This window comes from Streptococcus mitis (assembly GCF_023109105.1).
GTDB lineage: Bacteria > Bacillota > Bacilli > Lactobacillales > Streptococcaceae > Streptococcus > Streptococcus mitis_BW.
In genome coordinates this window covers 71,099-87,067 of the sequence record NZ_JALDTZ010000002.1, presented here as the reverse complement: position 1 = coordinate 87,067, position 15,969 = coordinate 71,099, and the positions used below count along the sequence as shown (strand labels likewise).

The following is a 15,969-nucleotide window of genomic DNA, read 5'->3' as shown; positions in this document are numbered from 1 at the left end:
TATGAAAAAAATTGTCTTTACAGGTGGGGGGACGGTTGGACACGTGACCCTCAACCTTTTGTTAATGCCCAAGTTCATCGAAGATGGCTGGGAAGTCCACTATATCGGGGATAATCGTGGGATCGAACACCAAGAAATCCTCAAGTCGGGTCTAGATGTCACCTTCCATTCTATTGCGACTGGGAAATTGCGCCGTTATTTCTCTTGGCAAAATATGCTGGACGTCTTTAAAGTTGGTTGGGGAATTGTCCAATCGCTCTTTATCATGTTGCGACTTCGTCCACAAGCCCTCTTTTCAAAGGGAGGTTTTGTCTCTGTGCCGCCAGTTATCGCTGCGCGTGTGTCTAGAGTGCCTGTCTTTATTCACGAATCGGACCTATCTATGGGCTTGGCCAATAAAATCGCCTATAAATTTGCGACGAAGATGTATTCAACCTTTGAGCAGGCTTCAAGTTTGTCTAAGGTTGAGCATGTGGGAGCAGTGACCAAGGTTTCAGACCAAAAAACTCCAGAACCAGATGAATTGGTGGATATTCAAACCCACTTTAATCCAAAATTGCCTACGGTATTGTTTGTCGGTGGTTCTGCAGGTGCTCGTGTCTTTAACCAATTGGTGACAGACCATAAGAAAGAACTGACAGAGCGCTACAATATTATCAATTTAACTGGAGATTCTAGCCTTAACGAGTTGAGCCAAAATCTTTTTCGTGTTGACTATGTGACCAATCTCTATCAACCCTTGATGAAATTGGCTGATATTGTTGTGACACGAGGTGGAGCCAATACGATTTTTGAGCTCTTGGCCATGGCAAAATTACATGTCATTGTGCCGCTTGGTCGTGAAGCTAGTCGTGGTGACCAGATTGAAAATGCAGCCTACTTTGTTAAGAAAGGCTATGCAGAAGAGCTTCAAGAGAGCGATTTGACCTTGGATAGTTTGGAAGAGAAGCTGTCTCACTTACTAAGTCACAAGGAAGAATACCAAGCTAAGATGAAGGCTTCTAAGGAATTGAAATCTCTAGTAGATTTTTACCAATTGTTGAAAAAAGATTTATCATAAGGAAAGTAAATGTCAAAAGATAAGAAAAATGAGGGCAAAGAAATCCTCGAAGAATTTAAAGAGTTATCAGAATGGCAGAAACGAAACCAAGAATATCTAAAAAAGAAGGCTGAAGAAGAGGCGGCCCTAGCTGAGGAGAAGGAAAAGGAAAGACAAGCTCGAATGGCTTTGAAATCTGAAAGATCAGATGCAACTGGGGACCAAGATAGTGAATCTGATCCAAATGACCCAGAATCAGCTAAGGAAGATGCTAAAGAAAAAGTAGAAGAGTCAGAAGACGTCAAAAAAGAAGCATCCAAGGAAGAATCAAAGTCTAAAAAGACAGAGAAAGAGGATAAACGGAATAAAAAGGCAGAGAAAAAGGCTGCAAAGGAAAAACCAGCCAAAGCAAAGATTCTTGGCATCCATATCTTGCGGGCTTTAACGATTTTATTTCCAAGTCTGCTTTTATTGGTTGTCTCTGCCTACTTGCTCAGCCCTTATGCGACCATGAAGGATATTCGTGTTGAGGGAACAGTGCAAACTACAGATGATGATATTCGACAGGCTTCAGGCATTCAGGATTCGGATTATACGATTAACCTTCTGCTAGATAAGGCAAAATATGAAGAGCAGATCAAGTCTAACTATTGGGTTGAATCAGCTCAGCTTGTCTATCAATTTCCAACTAAGTTTACTATCAAGGTCAAGGAATATGATATTGTAGCCTACTATGTTTCTGGAGAAAGTCATTATCCAATCCTTTCAAGTGGTCAGCTTGAGACCAGTTCGGTAAGTTTGGTGAGTCTGCCAGAAACTTATATATCAGTTCTCTTTAATGACAGCGAACAAATCAAGACCTTTACCTCAGAACTTTCTCAAATTAGTTCAGAACTCAAGGCGGCTATCCAAAAGGTGGAACTAGCCCCAAGTAAGGTGACATCAGATCTAATTCGATTGACCATGAATGATTCGGACGAGGTCTTGGTTCCTCTATCTGAAATGAGTAAGAAACTGCCATATTACAGTAAGATTAAGCCACAATTATCAGAACCGAGTGTGATTGATATGGAAGCTGGAATTTACAGTTACACTGTGGCGGATAAATTAATTATGGAGGCTGAGGAAAAAGCCAAACAAGAGGCTAAGGAAGCTGAGAAGAAACAAAAAGAGGAAGAGAAGAAAAGACTGGAAGAACAGCAGAATAAACTAGAAGAGGAAAGGAAAAAGCTGGAGGAAGAGGGCAATCAAAACCAAACGACCCGACGTTCATCGCGCCGCTAGGCTTTATCTTTTCTCTCATAGTTCTTTAGTGACCATGTTTTTACTTGACAAGTGCTAGTAGAAATAATAGAATAGTAAAAAACCTTTAAAGCAGTCCAGAGAGGCAGCTAAGGTTAGACGGTGAAAGGGTGGAGACTACCCATTTTTCGTGGAACCTTGCTGTTGGCAGGTTCCTTTTTTCGTGGCTTCTTGTGGCCAGACTCTCTCACTAGCAAAGGTAAAAGGAGAAACCTATGCGAGAACATCGTCCAGTTATTGCTCTTGATTTTCCTAGTTTTGAGGCGGTCAAGGAATTCTTAGCTCTATTTCCAGCAGAAGAAAGCCTTTATCTTAAGGTAGGGATGGAGCTTTATTACGCAACGGGGCCTGAGATTGTGTCTTACTTGAAAGGCTTGGGGCACAGTGTCTTTTTGGATCTCAAGCTGCATGACATTCCTAATACAGTCAAGTCAGCCATGAAGGTCCTGTCTCAGCTTGGTGTGGATATGACCAATGTTCATGCGGCTGGCGGTGTAGAGATGATGAAGGCTGCGCGTGAAGGTCTTGGAAGTCAAGCAAAATTGATCGCTGTCACTCAGCTCACATCAACATCAGAAGCTCAGATGCAGGAGTTTCAAAATATCCAAACAAGTCTGCAAGAGTCTGTGATCCACTATGCCAAGAAGACAGCTGAAGCTGGATTAGATGGTGTTGTCTGCTCAGCTCAGGAAGTGCAAGTCATCAAGCAGGCCACCAATCCAGATTTCATCTGTCTGACACCGGGCATTCGTCCGGCAGGAGCTGCAGTTGGAGATCAAAAACGTGTGATGACACCTGCTGATGCCTATCAAATCGGCAGTGACTATATCGTAGTGGGTCGTCCGATTACGCAAGCAGCTGATCCAGTCGCAGCCTACCATGCCATCAAAGAAGAATGGACACAGGACTGGAATTAAAGAAATAGATTACAAAATAAAAGGAGAATACCATGACACTTGCTAAAGATATCGCTAGCCACCTCTTGAAAATCCAAGCCGTTTACCTCAAACCAGAGGAGCCTTTCACTTGGGCATCTGGTATCAAGTCACCGATTTACACTGATAATCGTGTGACACTAGCCTATCCAGAAACTCGTACCCTAATTGAAAATGGTTTTGTGGAAGCTATCAAGGCAGAATTTCCGGAGGTAGAAGTGATTGCAGGAACAGCGACTGCAGGTATCCCACACGGTGCTATCATCGCTGACAAGATGAATTTGCCATTTGCCTACATCCGTAGCAAACCAAAAGACCACGGAGCAGGCAACCAAATCGAAGGCCGTGTAGCTCAAGGTCAAAAAATGGTAGTGGTTGAAGACCTGATTTCAACAGGTGGTTCTGTTCTTGAGGCCGTAGCAGCAGCTAAACGCGAAGGTGCAGATGTGCTTGGTGTTGTAGCGATTTTCAGTTACCAATTGACAAAAGCAGATAAGAACTTCTCAGATGCAGGTGTCAAACTTGTGACGCTTTCTAACTACAGTGAACTCATTCACCTAGCCCAAGAAGAAGGCTATATCACACCAGAAGGACTCGACCTTCTAAAACGATTTAAAGAAGACCAAGAAAATTGGCAAAATGCTTAAAACATAGAAAAACAGGTAGTCACTAGGATTACCTGATTTTGTTTTTAATACTAAAGTTGAGCGATAACTTCCTCAGTTGTCAAAACTTGGTTGGCAATGTAGCCGTAGTTTGTTAGTGCAGCTTGGTAGGCTTCTTCACCTGGAGCACCGACAGCATCGTTAACAACAATGACATTGTAGCCTAATTCTATGAGTTCACGCATGTGTGAATCCACGCAGAGATTAGCATTCATACCAGCCAAGATGACGGTGTCGATACCATTTTTGCGGAGTTGAAGGTTAAGGTCGTTGCTTTCTGGGCCAAAGATTTTATGTCCGTTGACAACAATAGTATCTTCATCCAAAAATGGTTTAATCTCTTCAATCATATCTGCTCCAGAGCCTTCTGGAATTGCTGAATACTGGCTATCACGCCAAAACATTTCGTTTTCAATCATCATCGTTTCACCAGCAGCTTTAAATTGCCACTTGTGATCGTGTGGATAGAAGTAGTGCGGTGAGATAAAACGCTTGTAGCCACGCTCTTTAGCAAGAGCTAAAAGCTTTGTCAGATTTTCAATAGTATTAACTTTTTCAAGAACATCTTTAGTTGCTCCGAATCCTTTACCAGTAGATTTTAAGAATTCAACTTGCGGGTCTGTGATAACAAATGCGACATTTTTCTGATTGAACATGAGGTTCCTCCTAATATGATTTGATTAACAGCCAATAGGAATTTAGACTGTTAGTTTGATGATTTTCCAAATGGTAGTTTTAGTTACATACTGACCGTTCGGTACAATTATAATAACATCTAAAATTGAATTTGTAAATTAATTTGCTCAGAACAAAAAATTTTAATGATAAAACAGTGGCAAAAGGAGGTGGTTTCAATTGTTTGGTCTCAGACTCTGAATCTGCTATAATAGGAAAAAAGAGAGGTGAGTAGATGAGCGTTAAAGAGCGTATTTTACAAAGTGCTGAGGAATTGATTTATCAGAAGGGTTATGATGCCACCTCCATCAGTGACATCATGGAGGCAGCTGATGTTGGCAAGGGACAGCTTTATTATTATTTCAAATCTAAGAAGGAAATTGGTTTGACGGTCATTCAAGATATTTTAGCAAATTGGCGAAAAGAGCTCTTTGAAGATATTTTTGAAGCAGACAAGTCTGACAGTGACAAGTTTTCGGATATGATTGACTGGGTTTGTCAATTTCATGAAAGTCAGACAGTCTTTTATGGTTGCCCAATTGGTAATCTGATTGTGGAATTGTCCACAGAAGATGAGAACTTCCGCTGTCCTCTCAATGATTTTATGACCCAGTGGACAGAGAAGTTAGCCAGCCTCTTGCAAGACCTGCATGCTGACTGGTCAGAAGAACGGTCGCAGTTGCAGGCCCGTCAAGTCATCTCCAGTATTCAAGGCAGCATTGTCATTCTCAAAGTCAGCCAAGACATCCAAGTTTTGGAAAATAATATGACGGATTTGAAAAAGAATTATTGTTAATTTTTAGCCGAAGAATTAAAAGTATGTTAATTTATGGATTGTGGTTAAGAGGTAAGAATGACAACAGATATTAAAACTGAAATTGGTCATAGAGTAAGACAGGAACGTGAACGTCACAAATTGACGAGAGAAGAGGTTTGTGGACAGAAGCTGACTTAATAATCAAACAGCTGATGCGTACTGAGCTTGGGCAATCCTTGCCAACAATTACTAAGTTACAATATTTATCTAAGCGATTAGAAGTTCCGATAGATACTTTTCTTGAAAATAAAGAACTAGCTCTTCCTGAGGAAGAGTTGCTGAGTCTAGACTTGATTGAAAGAATATTAGACTTGATAAGAACAGGGACAGGTAGTTTCGCTGAAGATATTTTTGATGATTATTTTAAGCAAGTAACACTAAAGCAAGTTTACACATTCAATGATTTACTATTAATTGATTATTTTGCTATGCAATGTCAAGACTTGATTTATAGAAGAGAGCATTAGATGATTTTCGGATTAAGTTGTTGAAACAGCAATTAGTTAGTAATGAAATGTATAATGTAGAGCTACTATCAGTTCTTTGTGCCATAGCGGTTGTTTATGTTGTTCATAATGACTATAAACATATGATATCTCTAGTAAAAAAGATGAATGAAATTTTATCAGTAACAACGTTGCAAGTCTATAAACCTGGAATTTCAGTATTTGAAGCTAAGTGCTATCTTTATTTTGAAAATGATAAAAATAAAGCAAAGGAACTTTATCACTCAGCAACTATACTAGCTGAACAATTTGATGATAAAGTATTAGAAAATGAAAAGATTATTTGAATTTCCATAACTTAAGAAAGTTCATCATTTTTAATTATCGCTGTAAAATGATTGAAAGTATGAAATTTCCAAACAAAATATTTGAAAAATTTTGAAAAAAGAGTTAGAATATTTTTTGTAATATACAAAGTAAACGCTTACTTATCAAGGAGGACATTTTATGTCATACAAAACAAGCAATGCAGAAGGTCATGTAGATTTCATCAATACCTATGATTTGGAGCCAATGGCGCAACAAGTTATTCCTAAAGCAGCATTTGGCTATATCGCTAGTGGGGCGGAGGATACTTTCACTTTGCGTGAGAATATTCGTGCCTTTAACCACAAACTCATCGTTCCTCATACACTTTGCAATGTAGAAAATCCAAGTACAGAGATTGAATTTGCAGGCGAAAAATTGTCTTCACCAATCATTATGGCGCCTGTTGCGGCTCATAAATTGGCAAATGAACAGGGTGAAGTGGCGACTGCGCGTGGTGTGCATGAGTTTGGTTCTCTCTATACAACCAGCTCTTACTCTACTGTCGACCTTCCAGAAATTACGGAAGCCCTTCAAGGGACACCTCATTGGTTCCAGTTTTACTTTAGTAAAGATGATGGTATCAATCGCCACATCATGGACCGTGTGAAGGCTGAAGGTTATAAAGCGATTGTCTTGACGGCTGATGCTACGGTAGGGGGCAATCGTGAGGTCGATAAGCGTAATGGTTTTGTCTTCCCAGTTGGCATGCCGATTGTTGAGGAATATCTGCCAGAAGGTGCTGGAAAATCAATGGACTTTGTTTACAAATCAGCTAAACAACGCTTGTCTCCACGTGATGTAGAATTTATCGCTGAATACTCAGGACTTCCTGTTTATGTCAAGGGGCCACAATGCCGTGAGGACGTTGAACGTTCGCTTGCTGCAGGTGCTTCTGGTATCTGGGTGACCAACCATGGTGGCCGTCAAATCGACGGTGGACCAGCTGCCTTCGATTCACTTCAAGAAGTAGCTGAAGCAGTTGATAAACGTGTGCCAATTGTCTTTGACTCTGGTATTCGTCGTGGCCAACACGTCTTTAAAGCCTTGGCTTCAGGAGCAGACTTGGTAGCTATTGGCCGCCCGGTTATCTATGGCTTGGCTCTCGGTGGTAGTGTTGGTGTGCGTCAAGTCTTTGAACACTTGAATGCGGAATTGAAGACAGTCATGCAATTGTCTGGAACTCAGACTATTGAAGATGTCAAACACTTCAAACTCCGTCACAACCCATACAATCCAACCTTCCCAGTTGACCCTCGTGACTTAAAATTGTATTGATAAAATAGCTTGCCTCCACTTGATGTGGAGGTTTTTCTTCGTCTATAGGAAGAATAAATCACCATTGAAATCTATATAAATATATTTTTCAGTCAAATATCTTGCTAGGGCTTTCATTTTTTGCTATACTGGTTCAGTAATTAAATAATAAAGACATTTGGGGTGCTTTAGGCTGAGATGATACCCATTGAACCTGATACAGTTAAGACTGGCGAAGGGAAATGTGAAACGTTTTTTCGTATGGCGAAATGAACGATCTAATCTTGTAAGCTAAACTCTAATTCTTGATTGTAATTGGAGTTTTTTGTTTATATAAGCTGGATGAAGGTGATACAAAGCATTTAGGTAGCTCTTCTTGAACGCCCTTGATTTTCTTTAAAAAGGTCAAGTAAAACTAGGATTTTCTTGATGTTTTGTCGATTACGAACGAGTAAAGAGAGGAAAAATAAATATGGAAAGACAAGACTATGCATTTGAACCAGGTTTGATTGTTGGAGAATTATTAAAAAGCAGTCAGAAAGATTGGCAAGCTGCAATCAATCATCGTTTTGTTAAGGAACTTTTTGCGGGGACAATTGAGAATAAGGTCTTAAAAGAATACCTGATTCAAGATTATCACTTCTTTGATGCCTTCTTATCCATGCTGGGTGCTTGCGTAGCCCACGCAGACCAGCTTGAATCCAAACTTCGTTTTGCCAAGCAACTAGGCTTTCTTGAAGCAGATGAAGACGGTTATTTCCAAAAGGCTTTTAAAGAGTTAAAAGTATCTGAGAATGATTACCAGGAAGTGACCTTGCATCCTGTAACAAAAGCCTTTCAGGATTTAATGTATTCTGCTGTGTCATCATCAGATTATGCCCATCTTTTGGTCATGTTGGTCATTGCAGAAGGTCTCTATTTAGACTGGGGTTCTAAAGATTTGGCTCTACCTGAAGCCTATATTCATTCGGAATGGATCAATCTCCACAGAGGTCCTTTCTTTACAGAGTGGGTTCAATTTCTGGTTGACGAACTCAATCGTGTCGGACAAGGTCGAGAAGATTTGACAGAACTTCAGGAACGCTGGAATCAAGCGGTCGCTTTAGAATTAGCCTTTTTTGATATTGGTTATGACGCCTAGAGAAGGTTCAGGATATTGACAAATTTGATGAGGTAAATCATTCAATGTAACTGAAAAATTTCTTAACGAAAGATAGAGATAAATCGAAATCAGTAGATCGTATAAAGTGAAAAGGAAAGATTTCAATATGACAAGTTTAAAATTATTAAAAGAAAAAGCACCTTTGGTCATTTGTATCACCAATGATGTAGTAAAAAATTTCACAGCAAATGGATTAGTAGCACTGGGTGCATCACCAGCCATGAGTGAGTTTCCAGCAGATTTAGAGGATTTGTTAAAGTATGCTGGTGGTTTATTAATAAACATAGGAACATTAACAGATGAAAATTGGAAATTATACCAAGCTGCTCTGAAAATTGCAGAGAAATATAATGTCCCAGCAGTTTTAGATCCTGTAGCCTGTGGAGCAGGAGAATATAGAAAAAAAGTAGCAGATGATTTAATAAACAATTATAAACTAGCTGCAATTAGAGGAAATGCTGGCGAGATTGCTTCTTTAGTAGGGATAAATGTGGCATCTAAAGGAGTAGATAGTGCGGGCGTAGATAATATTGATGAAATTGCTCTAGCAGCAAATGAGAAGTTCAATATTCCAATAGTAGTAACAGGTGAAGTGGATGCTATTGCAGTAAATGGAGAAGTGGTAACGATTCATAATGGTAGTGCCATGATGCCAAAAGTTATTGGGACAGGATGCTTATTAGGTGCTGTAGTAGCAAGCTTTATCGGACTAGAAAAAGGTCAAGAATTGAAATCATTAGAAACAGCAATGTTGGTTTACAATATCGCTGGAGAAATGGCAGAAAAACGTCCAAATGGGCATCTTCCTGGAACATTTAAAGTTGAATTTATAAATGCCTTATATGAGATTACAGACGAAGATGTAAAGGAATTCAAAAGAGTGAAGTAAGATGTTTTATAAAGAATTACTAAAACTATATTTTATTTGTGGAACGACTACTTGCCAAGGAAAAGATCTATATACGGTCGTTGAGGAAGCCTTAAAAGGTGGTATAACCTTATTTCAATTCCGTGAAAAAGGTGAGGGAGACTTAGACGGTAAAGAAAAAGTCGAATTAGCAATAAAACTACAGAATCTTTGTAAAAAATATAATGTTCCATTTATCGTTAATGATGATATTGATTTGGCATTGGAAATAGATGCTGATGGCGTACATGTAGGACAAGATGACCTTGGAGTTGATGAAATTAGAAAATTGATGCCAGATAAAATAATTGGTCTTTCTATAAAAAACGAGGAAGAATTTCAACAATCAAAAGTTGAATATGTAGATTATGTTGGTGTTGGTCCTGTATTTGATACCCAGTCAAAGGATGATGCTGGTGGTGCTATAGGTTATGAAGGTCTTAAATTGATGAGAAAACTATTGCCACAAATGCCCTTAGTTGCAATTGGTGGGATACGGACGCAACATATTAAAGACATTATGAAGGCTAATATGGATGGTGTTTCAATCATTTCAGCAATATCGTATGCAAAAAATATAGAAAAAACTGTTCGAGAAATGAGTGAACAATAGGTATCTATCCTTGGATTCTAAGTAAGTGGAAGTTTTCCTTTTCTAAAAAGATATGTCCAGATTTAGTTTAAATAGCTAATCTATCAAACAAGACATTTGGTTTTTGCAAAAGAAAGACTTGCTATCTTTGTGAGTGCAAGAGTGTGTTTCCCAGTTCAATTTCTTGAACTAGAATAAATCGTTTGTTATAATATTTATATAATTAAATAATAAAGACATTTGGGGTGCTTTAGGCTGAGATGATACCCATTGAACCTGATACAGTTAAGACTGGCGAAGGGAAATGTGAAATGGTTTTGTATTTATAGAAACTAACCATCTAATCTTGTAAGCTGAACTCTAATTCCTATCTGTAATTAGAGTTTTTTCTTTTACGAAACTGGATGAAGATGATACAAAGCATTTAGGTAGGTCTCCTTGAATGCCCCACTTTTCTTTAAAAAAGGAGTTTTTTATGTTGAAAAAATGGCAATTAAAAGATGTTATCTTACTTGCTTTCTTGTCTATCTTTTTTGGTGGCGTTTTTGTGGGATCTGGCTATCTGTTTGATATCCTCACTCTGATTTTAGCCCCTCTTGGCTTGCAGGCCTTTGCCAATGAAATCCTCTTTGGTCTCTGGTGTATGGCTGCGCCCATTGCGGCCATCTTTGTTCCAAGAGTGGGAAGCGCAACGATTGGAGAAGTGCTAGCTGCGCTTGCTGAAGTCCTTTATGGTAGCCAATTCGGTCTAGGTGCCCTTTTGTCTGGCTTGGTTCAAGGTTTGGGAAGTGAACTTGGTTTTATCGTAACCAAGAATCGCTATGAAAGTTGGCTCTCTCTAACTGCCAATAGTATTGGGATTACGCTTGTTAGCTTTGTCTATGAATACATTAAGTTAGGTTACTACGCCTTTTCAGTGCCTTTTGTCCTTTCCTTGCTTGTGGTGCGCTTTATTTCTGTCTTTTTCTTCTGTACTATCTTGGTTCGTGCCATTGTCAAACTTTATCATCAGTTTGCAGCTGGGGGCAAGGCATAGATGGGGCTGGAACTACGAGCGATTCAGTCCCCAATCTTCTCTGAGCCGCTTGATTTTACTTTTCATGCGCAAGCCTTTACCTTGTTAGTTGGAAGCAGCGGTTCAGGAAAATCTAGTCTCTTTCAAATGATTGCCCAAGTCAGTTCTCTTCCCTATAGCGGTCAAGTCCTGATAAATGGGAGCGAGGTCAGTCAGCTTTCTATCATCGAACGTGTCCAGACGGTTGGTATTCTCTTTCAAAATCCCAATCATCAATTTACCATGGAGAACTTGTTTGAGGAGCTGATTTTTACCCTGGAGAATATCGGCCATCCCGTTCAGGAAATTGATTCTAAAATAGCAGAGGTGGTCCAGCAATGTCGCTGCGAGAAGATCTTGCACCGTCCAATTCATCACTTATCAGGTGGAGAAAAGCAAAAGGCTGCACTGTCAGTTCTCTTTGCTATGAATCCTAGGGTCTATCTCTTGGATGAGCCCTTCGCATCCATTGACCGCAAGAGTAGGATAGAGATATTGGAGATTCTAAAAGAGTTGGCTTCTAATGGGAAGACAGTTATTTTGTGCGACCATGATTTAACGGACTATGAAGCCTATATCGATCATATGGTGGAGCTAAGAGACGGGCAACTAAGGGAAATAAATCAAATTCCTTCCTCTGAGATGGCACAGGTTTCTTCAAAGGGAGTTGCTTCTAGCCCAGAACTATTCCATATGGACCGTGTGACTTGTGAGCTGGGTAATTACCCCCTCTTTTCGATTGTGAATTTTACATTTTACCAAGGAATTTCCTGTATTTTGGGTGACAATGGTGTCGGGAAATCAACCCTCTTTCGGTCTATTCTTCAATTTCAAAAGTATAAAGGACGAATTACTTGGAAGGGGACAGTCCTGAAAAAGAAAAAGAGTTTGTATCGTGACTTGACGGGTGTTGTTCAGGAAGCTGAGAAGCAGTTTATCCGAGTCAGTCTGCGAGAGGAACTTCAATTAGATGGACCTGATTCTGAAAGAAATCAACGAATTCTCCAAGCTTTACGATATTTTGATCTGGAGCAGGTACTCGATAAGAGTCCCTATCAATTAAGTGGTGGTCAGCAAAAGATTCTTCAGCTCTTGACCATCTTGACCAGCAAGGCTTCTGTGATCTTGCTAGATGAACCTTTTGCAGGTTTGGATGATAGAGCTTGCCATTATTTTTGTCAGTGGATTGTGGAGGACAGAAATCAAGGAAGAAGTTTTCTGATTATTAGCCATCGTTTAGATCCCTTGATCTCTGTGGTTGATTATTGGATTGAGATGACTAGTCAGGGTCTCAGTCATGTGAAAACAGTGACAATTACCAAACCACTCACATCTCAGAGTAGCAATACTCAAGGGGAGGTGAGATAGTATGGTCAAAGTAGCAACCCAGACACCGATTATCAGTCTCTTCTTGCTGATTTTATCCTTGGAAACATCTTTCATTCCTTCGATTACTCTGAATCTTTCGGTAGTCGCATTTTGTATCCTCTTTATGCTCTATTACCGTCGATTTAAAGTATTGGCTTGGATGATTCTGCTCGCCATTTTGCCATCCTTTGCCAACTACTGGGCAGTTCAGTTACACGGAGATGCTTCGCAGGCAGTCATGCTTGGAACGAGGGCCTTTGTGACAGTTTGTATAGGCCTTGTTTTTGTTTCCTCTATTTCCCTAAAAGAGCTTTTCTTGTACTTGGCTCAAAAGGGGTTATCACGCTCTTGGGCCTATGCCTTGATTGTGGTATTTAATTCCTTCCCCCTTATTCAGCAAGAAATCAAGTCCCTCAAGGAAGCTTGCTTATTACGCGGTCAAGAACTGCATTTTTGGTCTCCCTTGATTTACAGCAAGGTTCTGATGACAGTCTTTAGGTGGCGCCATCTTTACCTGAGAGCCCTGTCGGCGCATGGATATGACGAACATGCACAGGTGGAGAATAGCTATCGGACTTTTTATATTCCTCAAAGGACAATATTCATCTACTTGCTTTTCTTTTTATTGCTTCAAACCAGTCTATTTTTATAAAGGAGTTATTATGGAATTTACAGATATTGCGATGGAATTATCCAAGGAAGCTTGGCAGGCTTCCTTTCATCACCCCTTTGTTTTACAGTTGCAAGAGGGTAATTTAGACCCGTCCATCTTTCGCTATTACTTGATTCAGGATGCCTACTATTTGAAGGCCTTCTCAGAAGCCTATCACCTCTTGGCTGATAAGACTTCAAACCAAGAGATGAAAAGACTCTTGAAACAAAATGCTCAGAGTTTAGTGGAGGGTGAGTTATTTATCCGCCAACAATTTTTCAAGGAATTGGAAATCAGCGATCAGGAAATGGAGCAACATCCAATCGCTCCAACTTGTTATCATTACATTTCGCACATTTATCGTCAATTTGCAGAGCCAAACTTAGCCATCGCTTTTGCAAGTTTGCTTCCTTGTCCTTGGTTATACCATGATATAGGCAAATCACTTAATCTTAAACCATCACCAAATCCTCTCTACCAACAATGGATTGAAACTTATATTACGGATGAGTTGGAGCAACAGATCAGAGAGGAAGAGGCTCTGGTCAATCAGCTCTATCGAGAAAGTGACGAGACAGACAAGAAAAAAATGCTAGATGCCTTCCACATCAGTGTTCATATGGAAGCTAAGTTTTGGGAAATGGCCTACCAACACCAGACATGGAAGAGCGATTTACAGTCTTTAGAAACAGGAGAAGAATAGAAATATGAGAAAGCACCAATTACAAGTTCACAAATTAACCATTTTATCCATGATGATTGCCCTTGATGTAGTCCTTACGCCTATCTTTCGGATTGAGGGAATGGCACCGATGTCCAGTGTAGTCAATATTCTAGCAGGAATCATGATGGGACCTGTTTATGCCTTGGTTATGGCTACAGTGACAGCCTTTATCCGTATGACGACTCAAGGAATTCCGCCTTTAGCTCTAACAGGAGCGACTTTTGGAGCCCTTCTAGCAGGTCTCTTTTATAAGTATGGTCGAAAATTTTACTTTTCTGCCTTGGGAGAAATTTTGGGAACAGGTATTATTGGTTCTATTGTTTCCTATCCTGTTATGGTACTCTTTACAGGATCGGCCGCTAAGCTTAGCTGGTTTATCTACACTCCTCGATTTTTCGGAGCAACCTTGATTGGTACAGCGATTTCCTTTATTGCCTTTCGATTTTTAATCAAGCAGGAATTCTTTAAAAAAGTTCAGGGATATTTCTTTGATGAAAGGATAGACTGATGCAGGCATTTACAAATCCTTTTCCTCTGGCAACGACTTCCCTCATTCACTGTATTACCAATGAGATTTCTTGTGAGATGCTAGCAAATGGGATTTTGGCTCTGGGATGTAAACCAGTTATGGCAGATGATCCCCGTGAGGTTCTTGATTTTACTAAGCAAAGCCAGGCACTCTTCATCAATTTGGGGCATTTGTCAGCTGAGAAGGAAAAAGCAATCCGTATGGCAGCTTCTTATGCAGATCAAGTTTGTCTTCCAATGGTAGTAGATGCAGTTGGCGTAACAGTTTCATCCATTCGTAAGAGCTTAGTTAAAGACCTTTTAGACTATAGACCTACGGTACTTAAAGGAAATATGTCGGAAATCCGAAGTCTTGTTGGCTTAAAACACCACGGCGTTGGGGTAGATGCGAGTGCTAAAGATCAAGAAACTGAGGATTTGCTTCAAGTCTTGAAAGACTGGTGTCAGATCTATCCAGGTATGTCATTCTTAGTCACAGGCCCTAAGGACCTCATCGTTTCGAAGAATCAGGTCGCTGTACTGGGAAATGGCTGTGCTGAATTAGACTGGATAACAGGGACAGGAGACTTGGTTGGAGCTTTAACAGCTGTTTTTCTCAGCCAAGGAAAGACTGCCTTTGAAGCTTCTTTCCTAGCGGTTTCTTATCTCAATATCTCCGCTGAGAGAATAGTTGTTCAAGGAATGGGATTGGAAGATTTTCGATACCAAGTACTCAATCAGCTTTCGCTCCTCAAAAGAGATGAAAATTGGCTAGATGCCATCAAAGGAGATGTTTATGAATAGAGAGGCGCTTAGACTGTATCTAGTAACCAATCGCTACCAAGATTCCTTGGAAAGCTTTCTTGAAAAGGTTGAGACGGCTTGCCGTTCAGGGGTTACTATAGTCCAATTGCGAGAAAAAAATCTTACAACCAATCAATATTATCAACTGGCAAAACAAGTCAAGGAAATAACAGATTCCTATCAGGTACCCTTGATAATCGATGATCGCTTGGATGTCTGTCTCGCAGTTGATGCTGCTGGTCTGCATATCGGAGACGATGAACTACCAGTTTCGGTTGCTCGACAAGTCTTGGGCCCTGACAAAATACTTGGTGTCACAGCTAAAACTGTAAAAAGAGCCCTCGAGGCAGAAGATGGAGGGGCGAATTACTTGGGGACAGGAGCCATTTTCCCGACTACGACCAAGGAAAATGCGCCTATCACCCTGATTTCAACCTTGAAGACAATTTGCCAAAGGGTCGCCATTCCAGTAGTTGCTATTGGCGGCTTGACATCAGAGAATATTGACCAACTTATCGGCACGGGTATAGCTGGTGTAGCTGTAGTGCGTGATTTGATGCAGGCAGAAGATATAGAGGCAAAAACGCAAGCCTTCTTAACAAAGTTGGATGACATTATTTTCTAATTAATACTCAATGAAAATCAAAGAGCAAACTAGGAAGCTAGTCGCAGGTTGCTCAAAGCACAGCTTTGAGGT

At 40.2% G+C, this 15,969-nt stretch carries 19 protein-coding genes and 2 riboswitches; of the genes, 18 read left to right on the top strand and 1 reads right to left on the bottom strand.

Going from position 1 to position 15,969, the window contains the following annotated elements:
- The first annotated feature begins 1 nt into the window (after position 1).
- The 4 genes from M1F37_RS01990 (at position 2) to pyrE (ending at position 3,923) form a co-directional block, all read left to right on the top strand.
- Complete coding sequence (locus M1F37_RS01990; protein WP_247934513.1) at positions 2-1,060, top strand: UDP-N-acetylglucosamine--N-acetylmuramyl-(pentapeptide) pyrophosphoryl-undecaprenol N-acetylglucosamine transferase; 1,059 nt, start codon at positions 2-4, stop codon at positions 1,058-1,060.
- A gap of 9 nt (positions 1,061-1,069) precedes the next feature.
- A complete protein-coding gene (locus M1F37_RS01985; protein ID WP_247934512.1) occupies positions 1,070-2,323 on the top strand; it encodes a cell division protein FtsQ/DivIB in 1,254 nt (417 codons plus the stop codon).
- A gap of 233 nt (positions 2,324-2,556) precedes the next feature.
- Positions 2,557-3,258, top strand: a complete 702-nt coding sequence (pyrF, locus tag M1F37_RS01980; protein WP_247934511.1) for an orotidine-5'-phosphate decarboxylase — start codon at positions 2,557-2,559, stop codon at positions 3,256-3,258.
- Positions 3,259-3,290: 32 nt separating this feature from the next.
- Complete coding sequence (pyrE, locus tag M1F37_RS01975) at positions 3,291-3,923, top strand: orotate phosphoribosyltransferase (RefSeq protein ID WP_247934510.1); 633 nt, start codon at positions 3,291-3,293, stop codon at positions 3,921-3,923.
- A 50-nt stretch (positions 3,924-3,973) separates the two neighbouring features.
- Here pyrE and M1F37_RS01970 read toward each other — a convergent pair whose 3' ends face one another.
- Positions 3,974-4,597: a cysteine hydrolase gene (locus M1F37_RS01970; protein ID WP_004256189.1), complete on the bottom strand. Its 624-nt coding sequence runs from the start codon at positions 4,595-4,597 to the stop codon at positions 3,974-3,976.
- Positions 4,598-4,851: 254 nt separating this feature from the next.
- Here M1F37_RS01970 and M1F37_RS01965 point away from each other — a divergent pair, with 254 nt between their 5' ends.
- From M1F37_RS01965 to thiE (M1F37_RS01905), 14 genes are all read left to right on the top strand, one after another.
- Positions 4,852-5,412, top strand: coding sequence for a TetR/AcrR family transcriptional regulator (locus tag M1F37_RS01965; RefSeq protein WP_033685234.1), 561 nt, complete (start codon positions 4,852-4,854; stop codon positions 5,410-5,412).
- A 137-nt stretch (positions 5,413-5,549) separates the two neighbouring features.
- Complete coding sequence (locus tag M1F37_RS09960; protein ID WP_261018190.1) at positions 5,550-5,900, top strand: hypothetical protein; 351 nt, start codon at positions 5,550-5,552, stop codon at positions 5,898-5,900.
- Positions 5,901-5,947: 47 nt separating this feature from the next.
- Positions 5,948-6,226 carry a hypothetical protein gene (locus M1F37_RS09955; protein ID WP_282184453.1) on the top strand — a complete coding sequence of 93 codons (279 nt, stop codon included), beginning with the start codon at positions 5,948-5,950 and terminating at the stop codon, positions 6,224-6,226.
- 160 nt (positions 6,227-6,386) lie between these two features.
- Positions 6,387-7,523 carry an L-lactate oxidase gene (gene lctO, locus M1F37_RS01955; RefSeq protein ID WP_000120723.1) on the top strand — a complete coding sequence of 379 codons (1,137 nt, stop codon included), beginning with the start codon at positions 6,387-6,389 and terminating at the stop codon, positions 7,521-7,523.
- A 148-nt stretch (positions 7,524-7,671) separates the two neighbouring features.
- A riboswitch (TPP riboswitch) is annotated at positions 7,672-7,760 on the top strand.
- A gap of 214 nt (positions 7,761-7,974) precedes the next feature.
- A complete protein-coding gene (locus M1F37_RS01950; protein ID WP_247934509.1) occupies positions 7,975-8,643 on the top strand; it encodes a TenA family protein in 669 nt (222 codons plus the stop codon).
- A gap of 127 nt (positions 8,644-8,770) precedes the next feature.
- Entirely contained in the window at positions 8,771-9,553 is a 783-nt protein-coding gene (gene thiM, locus M1F37_RS01945; protein ID WP_033683999.1) for a hydroxyethylthiazole kinase, read from the top strand.
- A gap of 1 nt (position 9,554) precedes the next feature.
- The gene (gene thiE / locus M1F37_RS01940; protein WP_247934508.1) at positions 9,555-10,184 is read left to right on the top strand and encodes a thiamine phosphate synthase; all 630 of its coding nucleotides are present in this window, start codon (positions 9,555-9,557) and stop codon (positions 10,182-10,184) included.
- A 210-nt stretch (positions 10,185-10,394) separates the two neighbouring features.
- A riboswitch (TPP riboswitch) is annotated at positions 10,395-10,483 on the top strand.
- A 155-nt stretch (positions 10,484-10,638) separates the two neighbouring features.
- On the top strand, positions 10,639-11,199 hold the full coding sequence (locus M1F37_RS01935; RefSeq protein ID WP_045607222.1) for an ECF transporter S component: 561 nt from the start codon (positions 10,639-10,641) through the stop codon (positions 11,197-11,199).
- On the top strand, positions 11,200-12,585 hold the full coding sequence (locus M1F37_RS01930) for an ATP-binding cassette domain-containing protein (RefSeq protein WP_247934507.1): 1,386 nt from the start codon (positions 11,200-11,202) through the stop codon (positions 12,583-12,585).
- A 1-nt stretch (position 12,586) separates the two neighbouring features.
- Positions 12,587-13,237, top strand: a complete 651-nt coding sequence (locus tag M1F37_RS01925; protein ID WP_247934506.1) for an energy-coupling factor transporter transmembrane component T — start codon at positions 12,587-12,589, stop codon at positions 13,235-13,237.
- Between the two features lie 10 nt (positions 13,238-13,247).
- Positions 13,248-13,940 carry a thiaminase II gene (gene tenA / locus M1F37_RS01920; RefSeq protein ID WP_247934505.1) on the top strand — a complete coding sequence of 231 codons (693 nt, stop codon included), beginning with the start codon at positions 13,248-13,250 and terminating at the stop codon, positions 13,938-13,940.
- A gap of 4 nt (positions 13,941-13,944) precedes the next feature.
- Complete coding sequence (gene thiW, locus M1F37_RS01915) at positions 13,945-14,469, top strand: energy coupling factor transporter S component ThiW (protein ID WP_125409352.1); 525 nt, start codon at positions 13,945-13,947, stop codon at positions 14,467-14,469.
- Complete coding sequence (locus M1F37_RS01910) at positions 14,469-15,272, top strand: hydroxyethylthiazole kinase (protein ID WP_247934504.1); 804 nt, start codon at positions 14,469-14,471, stop codon at positions 15,270-15,272. Before thiW ends, M1F37_RS01910 begins: the two co-directional genes overlap by 1 nt.
- Entirely contained in the window at positions 15,265-15,897 is a 633-nt protein-coding gene (gene thiE, locus M1F37_RS01905) for a thiamine phosphate synthase (protein WP_247934503.1), read from the top strand. The genes M1F37_RS01910 and thiE (M1F37_RS01905) overlap by 8 nt, the downstream gene beginning before the upstream one ends.
- Positions 15,898-15,969 lie beyond the last annotated feature (72 nt).

Coding starts and splice junctions, on each gene's coding strand:
- M1F37_RS01935 (WP_045607222.1), top strand. CDS start 10,639: ATGTTGAAAAAATGGCAATTAAAAGATGTTATCTTACTTGCTTTCTTG.
- lctO (WP_000120723.1), top strand. CDS start 6,387: ATGTCATACAAAACAAGCAATGCAGAAGGTCATGTAGATTTCATCAAT.
- tenA (WP_247934505.1), top strand. CDS start 13,248: ATGGAATTTACAGATATTGCGATGGAATTATCCAAGGAAGCTTGGCAG.
- M1F37_RS09955 (WP_282184453.1), top strand. CDS start 5,948: ATGTATAATGTAGAGCTACTATCAGTTCTTTGTGCCATAGCGGTTGTT.
- M1F37_RS01950 (WP_247934509.1), top strand. CDS start 7,975: ATGGAAAGACAAGACTATGCATTTGAACCAGGTTTGATTGTTGGAGAA.
- pyrE (WP_247934510.1), top strand. CDS start 3,291: ATGACACTTGCTAAAGATATCGCTAGCCACCTCTTGAAAATCCAAGCC.
- pyrF (WP_247934511.1), top strand. CDS start 2,557: ATGCGAGAACATCGTCCAGTTATTGCTCTTGATTTTCCTAGTTTTGAG.
- M1F37_RS01970 (WP_004256189.1), bottom strand. CDS start 4,597: ATGTTCAATCAGAAAAATGTCGCATTTGTTATCACAGACCCGCAAGTT.
- M1F37_RS01965 (WP_033685234.1), top strand. CDS start 4,852: ATGAGCGTTAAAGAGCGTATTTTACAAAGTGCTGAGGAATTGATTTAT.
- M1F37_RS01990 (WP_247934513.1), top strand. CDS start 2: ATGAAAAAAATTGTCTTTACAGGTGGGGGGACGGTTGGACACGTGACC.
- M1F37_RS01925 (WP_247934506.1), top strand. CDS start 12,587: ATGGTCAAAGTAGCAACCCAGACACCGATTATCAGTCTCTTCTTGCTG.
- thiE (WP_247934503.1), top strand. CDS start 15,265: ATGAATAGAGAGGCGCTTAGACTGTATCTAGTAACCAATCGCTACCAA.
- M1F37_RS01985 (WP_247934512.1), top strand. CDS start 1,070: ATGTCAAAAGATAAGAAAAATGAGGGCAAAGAAATCCTCGAAGAATTT.
- thiE (WP_247934508.1), top strand. CDS start 9,555: ATGTTTTATAAAGAATTACTAAAACTATATTTTATTTGTGGAACGACT.
- M1F37_RS01910 (WP_247934504.1), top strand. CDS start 14,469: ATGCAGGCATTTACAAATCCTTTTCCTCTGGCAACGACTTCCCTCATT.
- thiM (WP_033683999.1), top strand. CDS start 8,771: ATGACAAGTTTAAAATTATTAAAAGAAAAAGCACCTTTGGTCATTTGT.
- thiW (WP_125409352.1), top strand. CDS start 13,945: ATGAGAAAGCACCAATTACAAGTTCACAAATTAACCATTTTATCCATG.
- M1F37_RS01930 (WP_247934507.1), top strand. CDS start 11,200: ATGGGGCTGGAACTACGAGCGATTCAGTCCCCAATCTTCTCTGAGCCG.